15 protein-coding genes are annotated in these 19,482 nt (G+C 69.6%); 5 read left to right on the top strand and 10 right to left on the bottom strand.

Translation table 11 applies throughout. The features are described 5' to 3' along the window. The first annotated feature begins 4 nt into the window (after positions 1 to 4). The gene (locus ACSU1G_RS10510) at positions 5 to 3,109 is read left to right on the top strand and encodes a bifunctional [glutamine synthetase] adenylyltransferase/[glutamine synthetase]-adenylyl-L-tyrosine phosphorylase (protein ID WP_439279864.1); all 3,105 of its coding nucleotides are present in this window, start codon (positions 5 to 7) and stop codon (positions 3,107 to 3,109) included. A 19-nt stretch (positions 3,110 to 3,128) separates the two neighbouring features. On the opposite strand, the gene ACSU1G_RS10505 is transcribed toward ACSU1G_RS10510, so the two are convergent. The 3 genes from ACSU1G_RS10505 to glnA form a co-directional block, all read right to left on the bottom strand. Further along, on the bottom strand, positions 3,129 to 3,689 hold the full coding sequence (locus ACSU1G_RS10505) for a hypothetical protein (RefSeq protein WP_439279863.1): 561 nt from the start codon (positions 3,687 to 3,689) through the stop codon (positions 3,129 to 3,131). Between the two features lie 94 nt (positions 3,690 to 3,783). Beyond that, complete coding sequence (locus ACSU1G_RS10500) at positions 3,784 to 4,767, bottom strand: LLM class flavin-dependent oxidoreductase (RefSeq protein WP_439279862.1); 984 nt, start codon at positions 4,765 to 4,767, stop codon at positions 3,784 to 3,786. Positions 4,768 to 4,968: 201 nt separating this feature from the next. Further along, positions 4,969 to 6,393 carry a type I glutamate--ammonia ligase gene (gene glnA, locus ACSU1G_RS10495; protein ID WP_439279861.1) on the bottom strand — a complete coding sequence of 475 codons (1,425 nt, stop codon included), beginning with the start codon at positions 6,391 to 6,393 and terminating at the stop codon, positions 4,969 to 4,971. A 231-nt stretch (positions 6,394 to 6,624) separates the two neighbouring features. On the opposite strand from glnA, the gene ACSU1G_RS10490 reads away from it, so the two are divergent. After that, positions 6,625 to 7,065: an RDD family protein gene (locus ACSU1G_RS10490; RefSeq protein WP_439279962.1), complete on the top strand. Its 441-nt coding sequence runs from the start codon at positions 6,625 to 6,627 to the stop codon at positions 7,063 to 7,065. 8 nt (positions 7,066 to 7,073) lie between these two features. Here the strand turns inward: ACSU1G_RS10490 and ACSU1G_RS10485 are convergent, their stop codons facing one another. Genes ACSU1G_RS10485 through lipB form a run of 3 tightly spaced genes read right to left on the bottom strand, consistent with a single transcriptional unit; the run spans position 7,074 to position 9,664 of the window. Then, complete coding sequence (locus tag ACSU1G_RS10485; RefSeq protein ID WP_439279860.1) at positions 7,074 to 7,898, bottom strand: DUF4191 domain-containing protein; 825 nt, start codon at positions 7,896 to 7,898, stop codon at positions 7,074 to 7,076. A 12-nt stretch (positions 7,899 to 7,910) separates the two neighbouring features. Beyond that, on the bottom strand, positions 7,911 to 8,915 hold the full coding sequence (gene lipA, locus ACSU1G_RS10480) for a lipoyl synthase (protein ID WP_439279859.1): 1,005 nt from the start codon (positions 8,913 to 8,915) through the stop codon (positions 7,911 to 7,913). Next, on the bottom strand, positions 8,912 to 9,664 hold the full coding sequence (gene lipB, locus ACSU1G_RS10475) for a lipoyl(octanoyl) transferase LipB (protein ID WP_439279858.1): 753 nt from the start codon (positions 9,662 to 9,664) through the stop codon (positions 8,912 to 8,914). The genes lipA and lipB overlap by 4 nt, the downstream gene beginning before the upstream one ends. Before the next feature lie 112 nt (positions 9,665 to 9,776). Here lipB and ACSU1G_RS10470 point away from each other — a divergent pair, with 112 nt between their 5' ends. Then, positions 9,777 to 11,201, top strand: a complete 1,425-nt coding sequence (locus ACSU1G_RS10470) for a protein kinase domain-containing protein (protein WP_439279857.1) — start codon at positions 9,777 to 9,779, stop codon at positions 11,199 to 11,201. A 61-nt stretch (positions 11,202 to 11,262) separates the two neighbouring features. Here ACSU1G_RS10470 and ACSU1G_RS10465 read toward each other — a convergent pair whose 3' ends face one another. The 4 genes from ACSU1G_RS10465 to ACSU1G_RS10450 all read right to left on the bottom strand — a co-directional run bounded on the left by ACSU1G_RS10465 (position 11,263) and on the right by ACSU1G_RS10450 (position 16,588). Further along, positions 11,263 to 11,634, bottom strand: coding sequence for a hypothetical protein (locus ACSU1G_RS10465; RefSeq protein WP_439279856.1), 372 nt, complete (start codon positions 11,632 to 11,634; stop codon positions 11,263 to 11,265). Positions 11,635 to 11,637: 3 nt separating this feature from the next. Then, positions 11,638 to 13,464, bottom strand: a complete 1,827-nt coding sequence (gene sucB / locus ACSU1G_RS10460) for a 2-oxoglutarate dehydrogenase, E2 component, dihydrolipoamide succinyltransferase (RefSeq protein ID WP_439279855.1) — start codon at positions 13,462 to 13,464, stop codon at positions 11,638 to 11,640. Positions 13,465 to 13,536: 72 nt separating this feature from the next. Then, positions 13,537 to 14,916: a dihydrolipoyl dehydrogenase gene (gene lpdA, locus ACSU1G_RS10455; protein ID WP_439279854.1), complete on the bottom strand. Its 1,380-nt coding sequence runs from the start codon at positions 14,914 to 14,916 to the stop codon at positions 13,537 to 13,539. Positions 14,917 to 15,013: 97 nt separating this feature from the next. Beyond that, a complete protein-coding gene (locus tag ACSU1G_RS10450) occupies positions 15,014 to 16,588 on the bottom strand; it encodes a leucyl aminopeptidase (RefSeq protein ID WP_439279961.1) in 1,575 nt (524 codons plus the stop codon). Between the two features lie 178 nt (positions 16,589 to 16,766). Here ACSU1G_RS10450 and ACSU1G_RS10445 point away from each other — a divergent pair, with 178 nt between their 5' ends. Beyond that, positions 16,767 to 17,816, top strand: a complete 1,050-nt coding sequence (locus ACSU1G_RS10445) for a proteasome assembly chaperone family protein (RefSeq protein ID WP_439279853.1) — start codon at positions 16,767 to 16,769, stop codon at positions 17,814 to 17,816. A 117-nt stretch (positions 17,817 to 17,933) separates the two neighbouring features. After that, entirely contained in the window at positions 17,934 to 19,217 is a 1,284-nt protein-coding gene (locus tag ACSU1G_RS10440; protein WP_439279852.1) for a DUF4192 family protein, read from the top strand. Positions 19,218 to 19,482: the final 265 nt, after the last annotated feature.

The following is a 19,482-nucleotide window of genomic DNA, read 5'->3' as shown; positions in this document are numbered from 1 at the left end:
CGGCATGACCTCCACAGCGGATCAGGCCGGTCCCGGGCGGAAGACACTCGTCAGCGCCGGCTTCGCGGACTGGTCCAGGGCCCGCGAGCTCCTGGCCTCCCCTGAGCTCGACGCCCTGGACCGGGACGGTCTGGTCGAGGCCCTGGCCCATGCACCGGACCCCGACCAGGCGCTGATCCTGCTCATCCGGCTGCTGGAACGGGCCCCCGCCGTGGCCCGGGTGCTCGGGGATGCCCACGGCTCCCTCGCCCTGGCCCGCCTGCTGGGCACCTCGGAGGCCCTGGGCGAGTTCCTCATCCGCCGACCGGACCACGTGGACCTGCTCACCGATCCGGACGCGGCCGCCGCCACCGCCCCCGTGCTCGGACCGGGGGGACTGGCAGCGGATTCCTCGCCCCTGCGTTCGCTGCTGTTGGAATCTGTCGGCGCGGATCCCTCCGCAGCCCGCCCCGTGGCCACCCTGCGGGGCAAGGAGGCCGCCGCGGCGCTGCGGATCGCCTACCGCCGCCAACTCACGGCGCTGGCCATCCGAGACGTGACCGCCGCAGATCCGCGGGCGGCTGAGCCGGCGGTGTCCGCCTGGTTGGCCGATCTGGCCGGCGCCGCGATCGAGGCGGGCCTGGCCGCCTCCCGTGCGGACGCCGTCGAGCAGTTCGGCCCGGACACCGACCGGGTGGGACTGTCCGTCATCGGGATGGGCAAGTGCGGGGCGCGGGAGCTGAACTACATCTCGGATGTGGACGTCATCTTCGTCCACGACTCCGTCCTCGGAGACGACCACCGGGCGGCGTCGATCGCCTCCGCGCTGGCCTCGGGGATCTCGAAGTACGCCACGGCCGCCGCACCCGAACAGGGGTTGTGGGAGATCGATGCCAACCTGCGCCCGGAGGGCAAGGACGGGGCATTGTCCCGGACGGTGGAATCCCACGCCGAGTACTACCGGCGCTGGGCGCACACCTGGGAGTTCCAGGCGCTGCTCAAGGCCCGTCCCATCGCCGGCGATCCGGACCTGGGCACGGAGTACATCGAGACCATCTGGCCCCTGGTGTGGACCAGTTCGGAGCGGGAGGGATTCGTCGCCTCCGTGCAGGAGATGCGCGGGCGGGTCCTGGCGAACATCGCCCACCAGAACCGGGACCGGGAGATCAAGCTCGGGGCCGGCGGACTGCGGGACGTGGAGTTCACCGTCCAGCTGCTGCAACTGGTGCACGGCAAGACCGAGGAATCCGTGCGGGTGAGGAACACGCTTCGGGCGATCCGCGCCCTGGAGGAACGGTCCTTCATCGGGAGGAAGGACGCCGAGACCCTCTCGGCCGCCTACCGGTACCTGCGGCTGCTGGAACACCGCATCCAGCTCGTCCACCTGCGGCGCACCCACCTCATGCCGGACACGTCCCAGGCACTCTGGGTCCTGGCGCGGGCGGCGAAAGGCCCCGGTGAGCTCGGCCCCTCGGACGCCGCCGGGCTGACCTCCCTGTGGAAGCGCACCCGCAAGACGGTCCGCTCGCTGCATGAGAGGATCTTCTACCGCCCGCTGCTGTCCACCACCGCCGCGCTCTCCGCGGATGAGGCGAGGCTGACCCCGGAGGCGGTCCGCCAGCGACTCGCCGCCCTGGGCTACCTCGATCCGGCCGGGGCGATCCAGCACATCGAGGCGCTCACCGCCGGTGTCTCCCGCCGTTCTGCGCTGCAGCGCCAGCTGCTGCCGGTGATGCTCGGCTGGCTGGCCAGCGGCCCCAACCCCGACGGCGGCCTGCTCGGTTTCCGGCGGCTCTCGGAATCGCTGGGCAACTCCCCGTGGTTCCTGGGCATGCTCCGGGACTCTTCGGCGGCGGCTGAGCGACTCTGTCAGATCCTCTCCCTGTCCTCCTACATCTCGGACATGCTGGAGCACCTTCCGGAGGCGGCCGCGTGGTTGGGCCGGGACCGGGACCTGGTGCCGATGTCCTTCGAGACGCAGTGGCAGGAGATCCGGGCGAAGATGTCGCGGCACCCCGATCCGGACGAGGCCATCCGCCAGATCCGGTTGATCCGCCAGCGGGAGATCCTGCGCACGGCCATTGCGGACGCCGCGGGCCTGCTGGACCAGGACGCCGTGGGGCGGGCGCTCTCGGATGCGGACCGCGCCGCCGTGCTCGGGGCCTTGCACGTGGCGGAGAACTCGCTGTTCGGTCATCCGGACCAGCGGATGCAGGGCCCGGGCGGAGCCGGTGAGGCGGGCCGCGCCGAGGAGCTGACGGACGTCCTGGTGGTGGCCATGGGACGCCAGGGCGGGCGGGAGATCGGCTACGGCTCCGACCTGGACGTGCTGTTCGTGCACCGGCCCCGGACGGGAGCAGACGTGGATGCGGCCCAACGTCAGGCCGTGGACCTGTCCAAGCTGGTCACCTCGTTGCTGACGAAACCGTGCAGGCCTCCGGTGCTGGGTGAACGGCCGCTGGTGATGGATGCGGACCTCAGGCCGGAGGGCAAGAAGGGACCGCTCGTCCGGTCGCTGGACTCCTACCGGGAGTACTACCGCCGCTGGGCTGAGATCTGGGAGGTCCAGGCCCTCCTGAAGGCTCGCCCAGTGGCCGGCAGCGCGGACCTGGCCGAGGAGTTCACCGCCTGGGCGGACTCCGTGCGCTACGCGGGAGACCCCGGGGCGGCCTCCATCCGGGAGATCCGGCGGATCAAGGCCCGGGTGGAGGCCGAACGGCTGCCCCGCGGCGCCGATCCGGCCCGGCATCTGAAACTGGGCCGCGGCGGGCTGACGGATGTCGAATGGCTGATCCAGACCCTGCAGCTGCAGCATGCGGCGGACTATGCATCCCTCCGGACCCCCTCCAGCATGGACGCCCTGGAGGCCCTCGCCCACGAGGGGATCCTGCCGGCCGAGGACGCCGAGGTGCTGGACCGGGCCTGGCATCTGGCCACCCGGATCCGCGCCGGGAACATCGTCTGGTCCGGCAAGCCCTCGGACACGCTGCCGACCAAGCGGCAGGACCTCGAGGCGGTGGCCCGCTGGTGCGGCTACGAGCTCGGCCAGGCCGCCCAGCTGGAGGAGGACTACCTCCGGTCCACCCGTCACGCCCGGCAGGTCTTCGAGAAGCACTTCTACGGGGCCTGAGCGGCCCTGGCAGTTCGCCTCATGGCGTGGGTGTGAACGCCGCACGGGACGCGGTGAAACCCGGGCCGTCTGCCAGGGAACAGGCCATGCCGTCCTCGGAGGACTCGCAGTGGACGTCGCCGACCTCCAGGGCCTGCCCGTACTCGAGCGTCCGGGCCCCGGACGCGAAGAAGACCCCCTCGCGCTGACACCCGGCCTCCGCCGTTCCGTCACGCGTGATGGCCGTCCACGGCCCGTTGGCGTCGGGGTCATCACAGGAGGGGAGGTTCTCCACCACGTCACGGGCGTGGCATCCGGCCAGGAACCCGGTGGCCCCCTCCGGATCGATGCCACAGGCCAGATTACCGGTGGGGGATTCGAACACGTAGACCCCGGAGTCGTCCGACCGCGCGAAGTCGCCCGGATCCACCGTCTCCCAGCCCGGTTCCGCTGTGGGTTCGGTCCGCTCTCCGATGCCGGGCTCTGAACCCTGAGCTGGGACGTGGCTCTCGGCAGCAGGGGACTGCCCCTCGGCGCAGCCGGCCAGCGACAGGGCAGTCAGGGACAGCAGGCTCACGACCAGCAACGGGGCACGGCTCATGCACCCACCCTGTCCCCGCGACGCCGGACCGGAGAACCACCCGGGCCGCCGGGAGCAGGATCGTCATCGAATCGTCACCTGCCGGTCCGCGACCTCACCGCCGGATGACGTGCTCGCCCAACAGCTCGAGGGTGCGGTGCCGGGCCGCGAGGTCCGGCGCGGCGTTGGTGATGATCAGTTCATCCGCGTTGACGCGTTCGCGGAATTCATCGAGGTAGGTCCGGACCGTGTCGATGGTGCCCACGGCGGTGTACTTCATCATGGACAGCACCTGCTCGCCACCGGCGGAGTGCAGCAGCATGGTGACGTCCTCCTCGCTGAGATCACGGCCCCGGCCGAGCATCTGCCGGATGCGGTGCCGGCGGGAGACCTCCAGCTGGGCGTGTGCCTCCGCCTCGGTGTCCGCGGCGATCACGTTGAGCGCGGCGATGAAATGGGGCTCCGGGTAGTCCTCGGACGGCTCGAAGGACTCGCGGTAGAGGCGCGCGGCGTGCTCCAGCATCTGCGGAGCGAAGTGGGAGGCGAAGGAGTAGCCCAGGCCCAGGGCCGCCGCGAGCTGGGCGCCGTACTGGGAGGAGCCGAGTATGTACAGCGGGACATCCGTCCCGCTGCCGGGAAAGGCCTCGACGCCGGGGATGAGCGTCTGGCCCTTGAGGTAGCCCTGGAGCTCCTTGACGTCCCGTGGGAAGGTGTCCGCCGCGGAGGGATCCCGGCGCAGGGCCATCATGGTGCGCTGGTCGGTCCCGGGGGCCCGCCCCAGACCGAGATCGATCCGGCCCGGGTGGATCTCGGCCAGCGTGCCGAACTGCTCGGCGATCACCAGGGGGGAGTGGTTGGGCAGCATGATGCCGCCCGCGCCCAGCCGGATCGTGGAGGTCTGATCGGCCACGTGCCCGATCAGCACCGAGGTGGCTGAGGAGGCGATGGAGGGGAAGTTGTGATGCTCTGCGAACCAGATCCGGCGGAAGCCCTGCTCCTCCGCCTTCTGGGCCAGTTCGACGCTGGCGGCCACCGCCTGGGAGACGGGTTGTCCCGGCAGCACGGTGGACAGGTCGAGGACGGACAACGGGTAGCTCACAAGGCACCTTTCACGCAGGGGATCTTCGCACCAGACACAGCCTCTGACCGGCCCGTTCTATTCCCGGCGGGCGGCTCGCCGGTGGTACCGCACGGGCAGGGCCTAGAACGACGGCGGCACCTCCGGCGACCTGTCAAGGTCACCGGAGGCGCCGCCGTCGGGAGAATCCGTGGTGCTCACCGACCGTGCGGCCGGCCCCGGTCACACGCCGTAGTAGAGCTCGAACTCGTACGGGTTCGGACGGATGGACAGCGGCAGGATCTCGTTCTCCCGCTTGTACTCGATCCACGCCTCGATGAGGTCCTCGGTGAAGACATCCCCGGCCAGCAGGAACTCGTGGTCCGCCTCCAGGGCGCGCAGGGCCTCCTCCAGGGAGGCCGGCGCCTTCTGGATGGACGCGGCCTCCTCGGCGGGCAGCTCGTACAGGTCCTTGTCGATCGGCTCGGCCGGCTCGATCCGGTTGCGGATACCGTCCAGGCCGGCCATCAGCTGGGCGGCGAAGGCCAGATAGGGGTTGCCGGACGGGTCCGGGGCGCGGAACTCCAGGCGCTTGGCCTTCGGATTCGAGCCGGTGATCGGGATGCGGATGGCCGCGGAGCGGTTGCCCTGGGAGTACACCATGTTGATCGGCGCCTCGTAGTGCTTCACCAGGCGCTTGTAGGAGTTCACCGTGGGGTTGGTGAACGCCAGGACGGCGGAGGCGTGCTTGAGCAGGCCGCCGATGTACCAGCGGGCCGTGTCCGAGAGGTTGGCATAGCCCTTCTCGTCATAGAACAGCGGTTCGCCGCCGTTCCACAGCGACTGGTGGCAGTGCATGCCGGAGCCGTTGTCACCGAAGACCGGCTTCGGCATGAAGGTGGCGGTCTTGCCGTAGGCCTCCGCGGTGTTCTTGACCACGTACTTGAACTTCATCAGGTCATCCGCCGCGTGGGTCAGCGTGTTGAACCGGTAGTTGATCTCAGCCTGCCCGGCGGCGCCGACCTCGTGGTGGGAGCGTTCCACCTCCAAGCCGACCTCGTCCAGGGTCACGCAGATCGCATCGCGCAGGTCGGCCTGCTTGTCCACCGGGGACACGGGGAAGTAGCCGCCCTTCACGGGGGTCTTGTGGCCCAGGTTGCCGCCCTCTTCCGCGCGGCCCGTGTTCCACCAGGCCTCGTCCGAATCGACCGAGTAGAAGCTGTGGTTCGGCGTGGACTGGTACCGGACGTCCTCGAAGATGAAGAACTCGGCCTCGGAGGCGAAATTCGCGGTGTCGGCGATACCGGTGGAGGCGAGGTATTCCTCCGCCTTCTGGGCCACGCCGCGGGGATCGCGGTGGTAGGGCTCACCGGTCCGCGGGTTGACGATCGAGAAGCTCATGACGAGCGTCTTCTCCACGCGGAACGGGTCCAGGTAGGCGGTGGCCACGTCCGGGATCAGCTGCATGTCCGACTCGGCGATCCCCTGGAAGCCGCGGATCGAGGAGCCGTCGAACAGCTGACCCTCGACGAAGAAGTCCTCGTCCACCGCCTTCGCCGGAAGGTTGAAGTGCTGCTGGACGCCTGGCAGGTCGGTGAAACGGACGTCGACGAAGACGACATCCTCGTCCTTGATGAACTGCAGGACGTCCTGGGCGGTGGTGAACATCGGGTGTGCTCCTCGGGGTTCGGTAGTGCGACCACTCTATCGAGGTGCCGTAACCCGATGGTGACGGACGTGTTTCCGGCGTGTAACGTGTCCGGTCCCCGGCCGAAGGGACCGGCCCGGACTCGGTAGAGTGGAGCGGTGGCACGAACCCATCAGAACCCCTCCGGCGCCGACGACGACGGCGCGTCCCCCTCCCCTCGCAGCTCCAGGAGGCGGGGGGCCGAGGAGCCCCTGGTCACCCGCCGGGACATGGCCGGATGGGTCGGCGGCACCCCGCGGCCGGACACGGCCGGACGGTGGCCCGGCGAGCGACTGGGACTGGCCGAGAGCGGGCCGACCTCCATGGCCGGATGGGGCCGGCGGGTCCTCGCGGTCGTGATCGACTGGTTCATCGCCCTGTTCATCAGCAACGTGTTCTTCGAGGGGCATCCGCTCGTGACCCTCGGGGTCTACGTCCTGGTGCAGGTGGTGCTGGTGAGCCTGTTGGGCACCACGGTCGGCAAGCGGGTCGCCGGGATCCAGGTGGTCCGGGTGGGCGGTGCCATGGCCGGGCCGGTGAAGACGCTCATCCGCACCGGCCTGTGGTGCCTGGTGGTGACGCCCTTCATGATCGACGCGGACGGCCGTGGACTGCACGACCGGGCGGCCGGCACCGTGCTGATCCGGATGTAGCGCGGTCCTCAGCGGCCGCGCATGGCCTTGCGGTCCGGGCGGGCGCGGTAGGGGTCGATGCCTTTGGGGATCGGCATCTTGGTGGAACCCAGGGAATTCAGCCGCTTGTCGACCGCCTGGACCTCCTGCTTGGTGAGGGTCTTCTTCATCCGCTTCAAGGTCTTGGACAGGTCATGCAGCTCGACCTGGTCATCGCCGTGTCCCGTGGCGAGCACCTGGATCGGCACGTTCGGCAGGAAGCGCTGCATGTTCCTGCGCTCCTTCTCCACGAGCGGCCGCACCCGACTGATGGGCCCTTCGGTGACCAGCACGACGCCGGGGCGTCCCACGGCGCGGAAGACCGCGTCCTGCGTCTTGGGGCTGACGGCCACCGGCTGCTCGGGGATGATCCAACCACGGCGGAGGGTGGACAGGGCGGCACCGGCGGCGCCGGGGCGCCCGTCGATGCGCGCGAACGCCGCCTTCTCGGCCATGCGGTTCATGATGACCACCGCGGCCAGCAGCCCGAACGGGATGGCGATGAGAAGCCACGTGATCCAGTTGTCCAGCACCAGGCCGACGACGAGTCCGACGACCAGGGTGGCCACGAAGGCCAAGGCCATCCACAGCACGACCTTCGGGTCGTGGGCGCGGGTCATGGTGAAGACCTCGCGCAGCTGCTTGAAGACACCGGGCTTCTTGGTGGCCTTCTTACGGGCCTTGGTCTCGGCCTTGGTCCCCTTGGTCCGGGCCTTGTCCTGGAGGCGCCGTTCCCGCTGCTCGGCCTTGACGGCCTTCAGCTTGGCACGGGTCGATGCGGAGGAGGATGCTGCGGAATCTTTACTCTGGGCCATAGTGCCTCCAGTCTACCGGCCAGCGAGCAGCGAGGCCGCCTCCTGCCGGGTGGAGCCGGACTCCTCGATGTGGGACAGGTTCTCGGGCATCTCACGGCCCAGTTTGCGCATGGCCGTGGCGTAGAGGCGCCCGGCACGGTAGGAGGAGCGCACGAGTGGTCCGGCCATGACTCCGGCGAAGCCGATCTGGTCGGCGCGCTCGGACCAGTGCACGAACTCCTCCGGCTTCACCCAGCGGTCGATCGGGTGGTGCAGTTTGGAGGGACGCACGTACTGCGTCACCGTGATGATGTCGCACCCGGCCTCGTGCAGGTCCACCAGGGCCTGGTCGATCTCGTGGTCCTCTTCACCCATACCCAGGATCAGGTTGGACTTCGTGACCAGCCCGTCCGCCTTGGCCATGTTCAGCACCCGCAGGGACTTCTCGTAGGTGAAGGCGGGTCGGATGGCCTTGAAGATCCGCGGGACGGTCTCGAGGTTGTGCGCGAAGACCTCGGGGCGGGCATCGAAGACCACCTGGACCAGCTCGGGATCGGCACCGAAGTCCGGAGGCAGGATCTCGATGCCCGTGTTGGGGTTCAGCTCATGGACCTTGCGGATCGTCTCGGCGTAGAGCCAGGCCGCCCCGTCCTTCTGGTCATCCCGGGCCACCCCCGTGACCGTGGTGTAGCGCAGGTTCATCTCCCGGATGTTCTCGGCCACGCGCCGTGGTTCATCCAGATCCAGGGGTTCGGGCTTGCCGGTGGCGATGTCGCAGAATCCGCAGCGGCGGGTACAGGTGTCGCCGCCGATGAGGAAGGTGGCCTCGCGGTCCTCCCAGCATTCGAAGATGTTGGGGCAGCCGGCCTCCTCACACACGGTGTGCAGGCCCGAGGACTTCACCTTGTTCTTGAGGTTGATGTACTCGGGCCCGATCTCCACCCTGGCCTTGATCCAGTCCGGCTTGCGTTCGACCGGTACCTCGGCGTTGCGGGCCTCGACGCGCAGGAGTCGGCGGCCGTCGGGGGATGCGCTCACTGAAGTGTTTCCTTCCGCTGGGGGATCGTGGTGGGGGAGCCGGTGCCGGATGCTGCCAGCAGGGCGGGTGCAACCGGCGCGAGATGGCCCGGGGCCAGTGCAGCCAGATGCCCCTGGACCGAGGCCAGCGTCTGAGCCGGGGTGACGAGGCGGCCGAGCTCGGCCGAGATGGTGGTGGAGCCGGCATCGGAGATGCCGCAGGCCACGATGTGCTCGTAGGGCTCCAGGGAGTTGCTGCAGTTCAGGGCGAAACCGTGCATCGAGACGCCGTGGTTGACGCGTAGTCCGATGGCGGCGATCTTGCGGTCCGGGGTGATCCGGCCCTCGGCGTCCGTGCCGCCGAGGATCCAGACGCCGGAGCGTCCGTCCACGCGTGCGCCGCTCAGGCCGAGGCCGACCAGCGTCCGGATGAGGGCCTCCTCCAGGAACCAGACGTACTCCTTCACGGCCGCAGGATCAGCCAGCCGGACCACGGGGTAGCAGACCAGCTGTCCCGGCCCATGCCACGTGAGCTTGCCACCGCGGTCCACGTTCACCACCGGGGAGCCGTCGTCCGGCAGGTCCGCCGGCTCCGTGCGTTTCCCCGCGGTGTACACGGCCGTGTGCTCCAGGAACAGGATCGCGCCCGGGGAGGACCCCTCGACGACCCGGGCGTGGAGGTCCTGCTGGAGTTCCCACGCCGCTTGGTAGTTGACGGTGTCCGGGGAGAGCCCCAGGACTCGGAACGGCGGCATGGTCGTTTCGGGCATGGCCTCACTCTAGCCCTGCGGGCGGAGCCTGTGGATAATCGCAGCGGCCCGGGCTCGGGAGCGGCAGGATGGTGGTGGCAGGGAGAACGGACAGGCTACCGAAGGGGTTCCGATGGAGACGCCAGCAGCACCGCCAGTCGTTCCGGGGTGGGACGTGGTGCGGGAACTGGGCCGGGGCGCCAGCTCCACCGTATGGCTGGTGACCGATGCCCACGGTTCCCAGGCCGCCCTGAAGATCCCGCAGGAGCGGGCTGAGGGGCCGGTGGCGGTCCTGGAGACCGAGATGCGGGCCGTGGGAGATCTGCGCCATGAGCATGTCGTGCGCCCCCTGGGGGTGGTGGAGACGGATGCCGGGCCCGGCCTGCTCAGTGAGTACCACCCGGGCGGATCCCTGGGTTCGCTGGTCCGCGCAGCCGGCCCCCTGCCGCTGGGGCAGGTGATCACGGTCCTGGTCCCGATGGCCCAGGCGCTGCAGGCCCTCCATGCCCGGGGGGTGGTCCACGGCGACGTCTCACCGGGCAACATCCTCTTCACGGTCCAGGGCCGTCCGGCGCTGGCAGATCTGGGCTCATCCCGGGTCCTGGGTGGCGCGGAGCACCGGCTCGGGACCCCGGGATTTTCGGCTCCGGAGCTGTACGACGCCGGCGGGCCGGCGGGTCTGAACCCGGCGGCTGACCTGTACTCCCTGGCGGCGGTCGGCTGGTACGCCCTGACCGGGAGGGCGCCGTCCCGGACAGCGTCCCGGGCGCCCCTGCCGATGATCCTCCCCGAGATCTCGGGTGAGGTCATCGACCTGCTGGAGGCGGGCCTGGACGAGGATCCGCAACGCAGGCCCGGCGCCGAGCACTTCGCGGTCGCCGCCTACCGCTGGGCTGATCCGGAACCCCTTGACCTGTACCCCGCTGCCGTCCCGGAGGTCGCCCGGGAGCTGCCCACCCGCCGTCGGGCCCCCACTGTGTCTCAGCGCCGCACGGGACGGCGCCGCTGGGTGCTGACCGGGGCAGCGGCTGTCCTGGCCGCCGCCCTGGCCTGGGGTGGCCTGGAGTTCCTGGGCGGTGATGACCCGGCGACGCCGCCCGAGCAGGCCGGCGGGGAATCCAGTGCGACGCCGGAACCGGTGGCCTCGACCGCGGCGGATGCGGAGGCTGATCCGGAGGCGGACCGGGTGAGGGCGGCGGTCGCGGCCTTGGGACCGGCCCGCGCCGAGGCCCTCACGTCCCTGGACCAACGGCAGCTGGCGGCGTACAGCCTGCCTGACTCACCGGCCTTCGCAGCCGATGCGGCACTGCAGGAGCAGCTGACTGGCCAGGACCTCCGCTTCGAGGGGCTCGACCTGCAGACCCGGGTGACGGGGGACATCACCCGTCAGGACCCGCAGCAGGCCTCGGCGCGGGTGGAACTGCGGATCGGTCCCTACCGGACCGTCACCGCCGCCGGTGACACCGTGGCGGCCGCCGAGGGAGCCACGGTCGAACGCTTCACGGTCCACCTGCAGCAGACGGGGAAGGGGTGGCGGGTGCGTCAGATCGAGCCGTGACGCCAGACGGCGGCCGACCGGAATCCGGTCGGCCGCCGTCAGCGGTGGGTGGTCAGGATGATCAGGAATAGTCCTGCCACAGCACGGCCACGAGGATGTTGACCAACGCCATCCCGCCCGTGGCATGGGCCAGGCCGGTGGGTACCGGCTCACCCTTGTTCTCCTTGCGTCGTCCCAGCAGTGCGGTCACGAAGACGCACAGGCCGATGACCAGCTTGACGCCGATCTTGACGTGATTCACGGGATCACCACTGCTGGCCGCCGCCATCTCGGCGAGGCCGACTAGCAGCAGACCGGAGGCCAGCATGCCCCAGGTGCCGAACCACTGAGACGTGGTGACGGTTGGATTCTTGAAGTGGGCCAGCCACCCGCCGACGATCGCGGCGGCGGAGATGATGTGGATGGCAACGATGATCGCGGTGACGACTCCCAAGGATCAGACCCCCAACTCGTGTGCGAACTCGCCGGCTTCCAGGCGCGCCTTGATGGTCTGCAGGAAACGGCCGGCGTCCGCGCCGTCCACCAGACGGTGGTCGTAGGTCAGGCTCAGGTACATCATCTGACGGATGGCGATGGTGTCATTGCCGTCCTGGTCCGTGATGACCATGGGCCGCTTGACGATGGTGCCCACCCCGAGGATCGCCACATTCGGCTGGTTGATGATCGGGGTGTCGAACAGGGCACCGACCGAACCGAAGTTGGTGATCGAGAAGGTCCCACCGGACAGCTCGTCCGGGGAGATCTTGTTGTTGCGGGTCCGGTCCGCCACGTCGGCGATCTTCGCGGCGATCCCGGACAGGTTCAGCGAACCGGTGTCCTTGATGACCGGGACGAACAGGCCCTTCTCGGTGTCCACCGCGATCGCGATGTCCTCGGAGTCGTGGTACGTGATCTCCGAGGTCTCGGCGTTGAACTCGGCGTTCAGCTTCGGGTGCTGCTTCAAGGCCTCGGTCACGGCGAGGGTGATGAACGGCAGGTAGGTCAGCTTGACGCCGTTCTTCTGCTGGAAGCCGGTCTTGGCCTTGCCCCGCAGTGCGACCACGCGGGTCATGTCGATCTCGTGCACCTGGGTCAGCTGGGCCGAGACGTCCAGGGACTCGCGCATGCGCCGGGCGATGGTCTGCCGGATGCGCGGCGCCTTCTCCGTGGTGCCACGCTTACCCGGGTCCACCGTGGAGGTGGGGGCCGGCGTGGGGGTAGCAGCCGCTGCGGGGGCGGACGCGGCCGGGGCGGCGGAGCCGGACTGGCGCGCCTTGGCGGCTTCGGCGGCCACCAGGACGTCCTGCTTGCGGATGCGGCCACCGACGCCGGTGCCCACCACCGTGGACAGGTCCACGTCGTTCTGCTGGGCCAGACGGCGCACGAGCGGGGTGACATAGCCCTCGCCCGGGGCCGCTCCTGCGGGAGCGGGGGCCGGCGCGGAGGACGGCTGCTCGGCGGCCGGCTCCTCCTCAGCCTTCTCAGCCGGCTTCTCAGACGGCTTCTCTGCGGGCTCCTGAGCCGGCTGATCCTCGGCCGCCGGCTTCTCCGCCGGCTCGTCCTTCTTCTCTGCCTTCTCTGCCGGCTTCTCGGCGGGCTGGTCCTCGCTCGCCGGAGCAGCCGCACCGGATCCGACGAGGGCCAGCACGGCGCCGACCTCGACGGTCTCGTCCTCCTGGACCTTGATCTCCACGAGCTTGCCGGCCACGGGGGACGGGATCTCGGTGTCGACCTTGTCCGTGGAGACCTCGAGCAGCGGCTCATCGACCTCCACGTCGTCGCCGACCTCCTTGAGCCAGCGGGTGACAGTCCCCTCGGTCACGGATTCACCCAGTGCCGGGAGGGTGACCTCGGTGGACTCGCCGGAGCCCTGCTCCTCGGCATCCTCGGCGGCCACCTGTTCGGAGGACAGCTCCTGGCCGTCCGTGCTGCTGTCGCCGGCCTCGTCGTTGGCCGAGGCCTCGGCGGGCTCCTCGTCAGCCGGTTCCTCCTCGGCTTCGGCCTCATCCTCGGCGGCAGCCGGGGCGTCGTCGGACGAGCCTCCGGAGCCGGAGCCGATCCTGGCCAGAGGGGCGTCGACCTCGACGGTCTCATCCTCCTGGACCAGGATCTCCTCGAGAATGCCGGCCACGGGGGACGGGATCTCGGTGTCCACCTTGTCGGTGGAGACCTCCACCAAAGGTTCGTCGACGGCGACCTCGTCGCCGACCTCCTTCAGCCAGCGGGTGACGGTGCCCTCGGTGACGGATTCACCCAGGGCCGGCAGGTTCACGGTTTCAGACATGGCGTCCCGTTTCTCCTCAAGTGCGTGCCGGCTTCCCGCCGGCCTGACGGTTGTGTAGTGGTCTCGGTGGTCTCAGCCGTGCAGCGGGTGGCCGTTGAGGGCCATCGCGGCTTCGCCGAGGGACTCGTTCTGGGTGGGGTGGGCGTGGACGAAGGCGGCCACGTCCTCCGGGTAGGCCTCCCAATTGACGATCAGCTGGGATTCGCCGATCTGTTCGCTGATGCGCTTGCCGACGCCGTGCACGCCGACGATGGGGCCGTTCTTCTGGCGCACCATCTTGATGATGCCGCCCGTGCCCAGGATGGAGGACTTGCCGTTGCCGGCGAGGTTGTACGTGACGGTCTCCACGTTGGACTCGCCGAACTTCTCCTTGGCCTTCGGCTCCGAGTAGCCCACGGACATGATCTCCGGATCGGTGAAGGTGACCTTCGGGATGTTGATGTCCTCGACGATGAGGGGGTTGTTCCCGGCGATCTCCTCCGCCACGAAGTGCCCCTGCTGGTAGCCGCGGTGGGCCAACTGCACGCCGGGGACGATGTCGCCGATCGCGTAGATGTTGCCGACCCCGGTGTGCAGGCGCTCGTTGGTGATCACGAAGCCCCGGTCCAGGGGGATGCCCTGTTCCTCATAGCCCAGTCCGGCGGTGACCGGCCCGCGGCCCACGGCCACGAGGCAGATCTCCGCCGTGAACTCCTTGCCGTCGGCCAGGGTGACCTTGACGCCGTCCCCGGTGTCCTCGACCTTCTCGAAGAAGGTGCCGAGGTTGGACTTGATGCCCTTCTTCTTGAACTCGCGCTCCAAGACCTTGATGATCTCCGGATCCTCGTTCGGCACGAGGTGGTCGAGCCCCTCGATGATGGTGACCTCCACGCCGAAGGAGTGCCAGGCCGAGGCGAACTCGGAGCCGATGACCCCGCCGCCCAGGATGATCGCGGACTTCGGGGTGCGGTCCAGCTGCAGGGCCTCCGTGGAGGTCATGATGTTGCCGCCGATCGGCAGGCCGAAGGTCTTGGACTCGGAACCGGAGGCCAGGATGATGTTCTTACCGGTGTAGCGGGTCCCGTCCACCTCGATCTCGTTCTGGGAGACCAGCTTGCCCTCGCCCGCGATGACGTTGACCTTCTTCATCTTGAGCAGGCCGGTCAGGCCCTTGAACTTGCCGGCGACGACGCCGTCCTTGAAGTCCCGGACACCGGCCATGTCGATGGAGTCGAGGGTGGTGTGGATCCCGTACTTCGAGGAGGTCCGGGCCTCGTCGGCCAGTTCGGCGGCGTGCAGGTAGGCCTTGGTGGGGATGCAGCCGGTGTGCAGGCAGGTGCCTCCCAGCTTGGCCTTCTCCACCAACCCGACACTCATCCCGTACTGGACCGAGCGGAGGGCGGCTGCGTATCCGGCGGATCCACCGCCGAGGATGAGTACGTCGAATTCCTGGGCGGTTGCCGTGTCGGCCACGATGGTGCTCCTCACAGTCGGGTGCCGGGTTCTCCGTCACCCTGGGGGTTGGTGGTGATGCCTCGGTTTTACCTTAGCCGTACGGCACCGCTGGCTTCTACTTTGTGCGCGTCTCGTCAGCGCGGCCCTCCAGATAGGTCACCAGGGTCCGGACCATGACGCCGGTGGCGTCCTTCGGCGTGTACCCGTAGGCGCCGGACTCGTTGAAGGACGGACCGGCGATGTCCAGGTGGGCCCACGGCGTCGGTGTCTCCTTGACCTCGGCGGGTGCGCGGCCGGCGTCGACGAAGTCCCGCAGGAAGGCGGCAGCCGTCAGCATGCCTCCGAACCGGTCGCCCACGTTGGAGATATCCGCGATGGACGAGTCCAGGGAGGCGCGCTGGTTCTCGGGGATCGGCATGGCCCACGCGGCCTCCCCGCTGGCGTCCGAGGCGCTCACGAGCTCGTCCCGCAAGGCCTCGGTGCCCATGACCCCGGTGGTCCGGCTGCCCAGCGCGATCATCTGCGCCCCCGTCAGGGTGGCCACGTCGATGACGGCATCAGGGATCTCGTCTGTGGCGGCGACCAGTCCGTCGGCCAGGACGAGCCGGCCCTCGGCATCCGTGTTCATGACCTCGACCGTCTTGCCGCCGTAGATCGTGATGACGTCCGAGGGGCGCTGGGCCGTGGCGGAGGGCATGTTCTCGGCCATGCACAACCAGCCGGTGACCTTGACGGGGAGCTCGAGCTCGGCTGCGGCCGCGACCACGGAGGCCACGGTGGCCGCACCGGCCATGTCCGACTTCATCGTGGTCATGGACGTCGGCGGCTTCAGCGAGAGCCCTCCCGAGTCGAAGGTGATGCCCTTGCCGACCAACGCCACGTGCGGGGCGCGCCGTCCACCCTTGGCGGGCGTGTACTCCAGCTTGACCAGGCGCGGGGGACGGGAGGAACCCATGCCCACGTTGAGGAGGCCGCCGAACCCGTCCTTCTCCAACCGCTTCTCATCCCAGACGGTGACCTTCACGGCCAGCGGCTGCATGGTGTGGGTGACCTCCTCGGCGAAGGACGCGGGGAACAGGTGGGACGGAGGCGTGTTGACGAGGTCCCGGGTGGCCCGCACCGCGCGGGCCACGGCCGCGGCCCGCTTCAGGACCGGCCCGGTCACCTTGGGTTTCAGGGAGGTCACGACGGCGGCGCCCTCGACCGGGTTCTTCGCCTTCTGTCGGGCGTCGGCTGAGCGGAAGGCGGTGAAGGAGTAGGCGGCCAGGGCGGCACCTTCAGCGACCGCGGCCAGCAGCTCGGGCGTCTCGGCCGGCAGGCCGAGGGTCACGGTCGGCGTACCGGAGAGCTGCCGCACGGCCGCGCCGGCGGCACGGCGCAAGGCCTCGTGGGAGACGCCGGCCCCGGGCTCACCCGTGATCTTCCCGACTCCCGTGAGCACCAGGAGCGGGAACGGCAGGGGATCCAGCCCCGGAATCCGCACCACCTCGTCGGCGGCCCCGGTGACCCCCAAGGCCTCGAGGGAATCGGCCAGGGCGCGGGCGCCGGCCGCGGGCAGCGGGTTGGGCAACAGCACGGGACCATCGTCCGTGGAACTGACGCCGATCACCAGGGCCGCGGAGGTCTGACTGCGGTGCTGGGACTGGGTCTGGCTGACAGCGGTCAGGACGGGGCTGAAGTCATTGATCATGGGCACGGGCGTGGTTCTCCTCGATCGGGGTGGTGCGTGGTCGTTGTCGCTCTGCCACGATCCTATCCATGTGGGCTCCGCGGGCCGTCCCCTGCCGACCTCCCATGGAATAGCCCGCGGCCACAGTACGTTGGACTGTCTAAGACAGGTAGCACCGCAAGGCACGGAAGGACGTTTCATGCAGGACCCCACCACGCTGTTCACCCTCGAGCCGGCTGGCCGTGACCTCTTGGCCGGAGGATTCGACGGCGCCACCGCGTTGCGTGGACTGGGCATGCTGGCGGTCTTCGGCGGACATCTGAATGCCGGGCATCTGGCCGAGCAGGTCCGAGACACCCTGGTCGACTCGCTGGAACACAAACTGCTGGCCAGCTTCGACGCGGACCAGCTGATCGACTACCGCGCCCGCCGTCCACAGATCACCTTCGATGGTGAACGCTTCCGCGACTACCAGTCCCCGCACCTTCAGCTCCACCTGGTCTCCGACTCCCTGGGCCGGCCCTTCCTCCTGCTGTCCGGACCCGAGCCGGACTACCAATGGGAGCGTTTCGTGGCCTCCGTGCTGTTCCTCGTGGAGAAGCTCGACGTCAAGCTCGTGGCCTTGGTGGATGCCGTGCCCATGCCCGTGCCCCACACCCGCCCCCTGGGCGTGACCGCCCACGGCAACCGCGAGGAGCTGGTCGCCGGCCTGTCCACGTGGAGCCCGCGGGCACGGATGGTCTCCGGTGTCAGCCAACTGCTGGAGCTGCGCCTGGACGAGAAGGGCCACGGAACCAGCGGCTACACGCTGCACGTGCCGCACTACCTGGCCGAAGCCGCCTACCCGCAGGCCGCCGTCGCCGCCCTGGAATACGTGGGCGCCGCGCTCGGTCTGATGCTGCCCACCGACGAGCTGCGGGAGCGTGGCCGTGAGGTGGACCGTGAGCTGGACCGCCAGACCGGCGCCTCACACGAGGTCACCGCCATGGTGGAAGGGCTGGAGAAGAACTTCGACCAGAACTCCCCGGGTGCCGGCAGGTCCCTGTTGGTGGGGCCCGACGACCAGGTGCCCGACGCCGAGGAGCTGGGTGCCGCCGTCGAGGAATACCTGCAGAGCCAACCGCGGCACGCGCTGGATGCCGGCAGTGACGGCGCAGCCTCCACAGACGAGACGGCCACCGACGAGACGGCTGAGGGCGAGTCCGGCGAGGCACCGGAGGACTCCGGGGAGCACCCGGACGCCCGATAGCCCCGGGGGCGGATCGGGGGAGGTGGCCTCCTCCACAGGTGACCCGATGGGTCTGCGGCCCCACAGCCGGAGGACTGGACGGTACCGCGGCCGCACCGGAGGCGGAACCGTGGGGTCATGCAGAGAGATCTCCCCGGCGACGCCGTCCTTCCGAGCCCGTCCACCCGTCCCACGGTCAGGGCCGTGGACGTGGCGGACCTGATCAGCTACATCCAGCACACCCTGGGCTTCCCGCCCCGCAACAGCCTCACAGCGATCAGTCTGGCGGGCCGCAGCCTCGGCGCGGTCCTGCGCTGCGACTGGGACCCGGCCGCGGTACTCACCTGGCCGGCGCACACCTCCTATGCCCGGCAGTTCGCCGGGCACCTGGCCAACGATCGTCGGGCGGATGGATGCGTCGCCGTGCTGTTCCGGGACGCCGGTGCCGGCCTGGCTGACCCGGCCGGCGCGGAGCCCATCACGGAATCAGACCGGTTGCTCGCGACGGCCCTGGGCCGTGAGTTCGCCGAGGCCGGACTGCCGCTGATGGAGATGTGGCTGGTCGCCCGCGGGAGGCTGTGGCACGTGGACTGTCCCCGCCCGACCGCGTGCTCCGGTCACGGTTCACCGGCATCCCGGGTGGAGACGTCCGTGATCAACGCCTCCCTCATCCTGGAGGGTTCCCTCGTCTCGGAGGAACCGGTGGGCAGCGGCCTGCCGACCCCCGCGACGGACTTCTCCCATGATCTCCTGGCCGCCGTGCTGCAGATCGCCGAACTGGGAGTGGCCGGCCCCCGGTGGGGCGGTGGGGGTGGCGATGACCAGTCCACGGCGGAGGAACTCCAGGACGAGGTGGCGATGGCCCTCGTGGACTGGCTGTCGGGATGGGACCACGTCCTGGGCTGCGGTGTCCTGCCGGAGGACCCCTCTGCCCGGGCCCTGTTGGCCGCGGGCCTGATACGGGTCCAGTGGCGGGACTGCCTCCTCGCCGCGGCCAGCTTCTCCCTGGACCGAGCGGCCTCCGGCGCCGCCTGGCTGGGCACCGTCCCGCCGGCCGTGGCCGAGCTGCTGGGCACCGTGCCGCGGGAGGTCAACGGCGTGCTGTTCACCTCAGTGATCCTGGCGGCCAGTCAGCGCGGACCGGACTGGGAGCGGATCGCCCACCTGCGGACCGCGTGTACCGAGCTGTTGGCGGAGGCGGCCGGACCGGTGGCTGCCGCCCTGCGGTGTCTGGTGGCCTGGGTCGAGTGGGCCCGGGGGCGTGGTTCGGTCGCGGGACGGATCCTGGAGGAGAACCACCGAGACGACCCCGAGTACCCCCTGGGGCAACTGCTGGGCGAGATCGTGGACCGGGGGATGCTCTCCGGGTGGGCGGGCAGGCGGGAAACCGCATGGTCCGCCACCGCTCGCCGGACCAGCTGAGCACCCGGTGGTCGGCGCGCGGGCCAGGATGGACCCGGCGGGCCCGGTCCGTGGCATAATCGGCGAGGCTGACCCGGACGCTTGCCGTCTCCCGCCCCGCCGCCTGCCGCCACCGAAGTACTCCTTCGGGCGGTGGATCTCGGGTAGGCGGGAACAAATGCGCGTGATGGGTCGTTGACCACAGAGAAGACCCTGCGTCCGCGGGTCCGGAGAACCACGGGAGAACCTCCCGTGCCGTCCGGGTGCAGTTCCCGCGGATTTGACA

It is taken from the genome of Microbacterium sp. A93 (assembly GCF_051842835.1).
The sequence above is the reverse complement of the archived record's forward strand: the minus strand, read 5'-3'. Positions and strand labels throughout refer to the sequence as shown.

Excerpts from the sequence above, each read along its gene's own strand:
- ACSU1G_RS10450 (WP_439279961.1), bottom strand. The coding sequence starts at position 16,588 with ATGATCAATGACTTCAGCCCCGTCCTGACCGCTGTCAGCCAGACCCAG.
- ACSU1G_RS10485 (WP_439279860.1), bottom strand. The coding sequence starts at position 7,898 with ATGGCCCAGAGTAAAGATTCCGCAGCATCCTCCTCCGCATCGACCCGT.
- glnA (WP_439279861.1), bottom strand. The coding sequence starts at position 6,393 with ATGTTCACCACCGCCCAGGACGTCCTGCAGTTCATCAAGGACGAGGAT.
- ACSU1G_RS10505 (WP_439279863.1), bottom strand. The coding sequence starts at position 3,689 with ATGAGCCGTGCCCCGTTGCTGGTCGTGAGCCTGCTGTCCCTGACTGCC.
- ACSU1G_RS10470 (WP_439279857.1), top strand. The coding sequence starts at position 9,777 with ATGGAGACGCCAGCAGCACCGCCAGTCGTTCCGGGGTGGGACGTGGTG.
- ACSU1G_RS10510 (WP_439279864.1), top strand. The coding sequence starts at position 5 with ATGACCTCCACAGCGGATCAGGCCGGTCCCGGGCGGAAGACACTCGTC.
- ACSU1G_RS10445 (WP_439279853.1), top strand. The coding sequence starts at position 16,767 with ATGCAGGACCCCACCACGCTGTTCACCCTCGAGCCGGCTGGCCGTGAC.
- sucB (WP_439279855.1), bottom strand. The coding sequence starts at position 13,464 with ATGTCTGAAACCGTGAACCTGCCGGCCCTGGGTGAATCCGTCACCGAG.
- ACSU1G_RS10440 (WP_439279852.1), top strand. The coding sequence starts at position 17,934 with ATGCAGAGAGATCTCCCCGGCGACGCCGTCCTTCCGAGCCCGTCCACC.
- lipB (WP_439279858.1), bottom strand. The coding sequence starts at position 9,664 with ATGCCCGAAACGACCATGCCGCCGTTCCGAGTCCTGGGGCTCTCCCCG.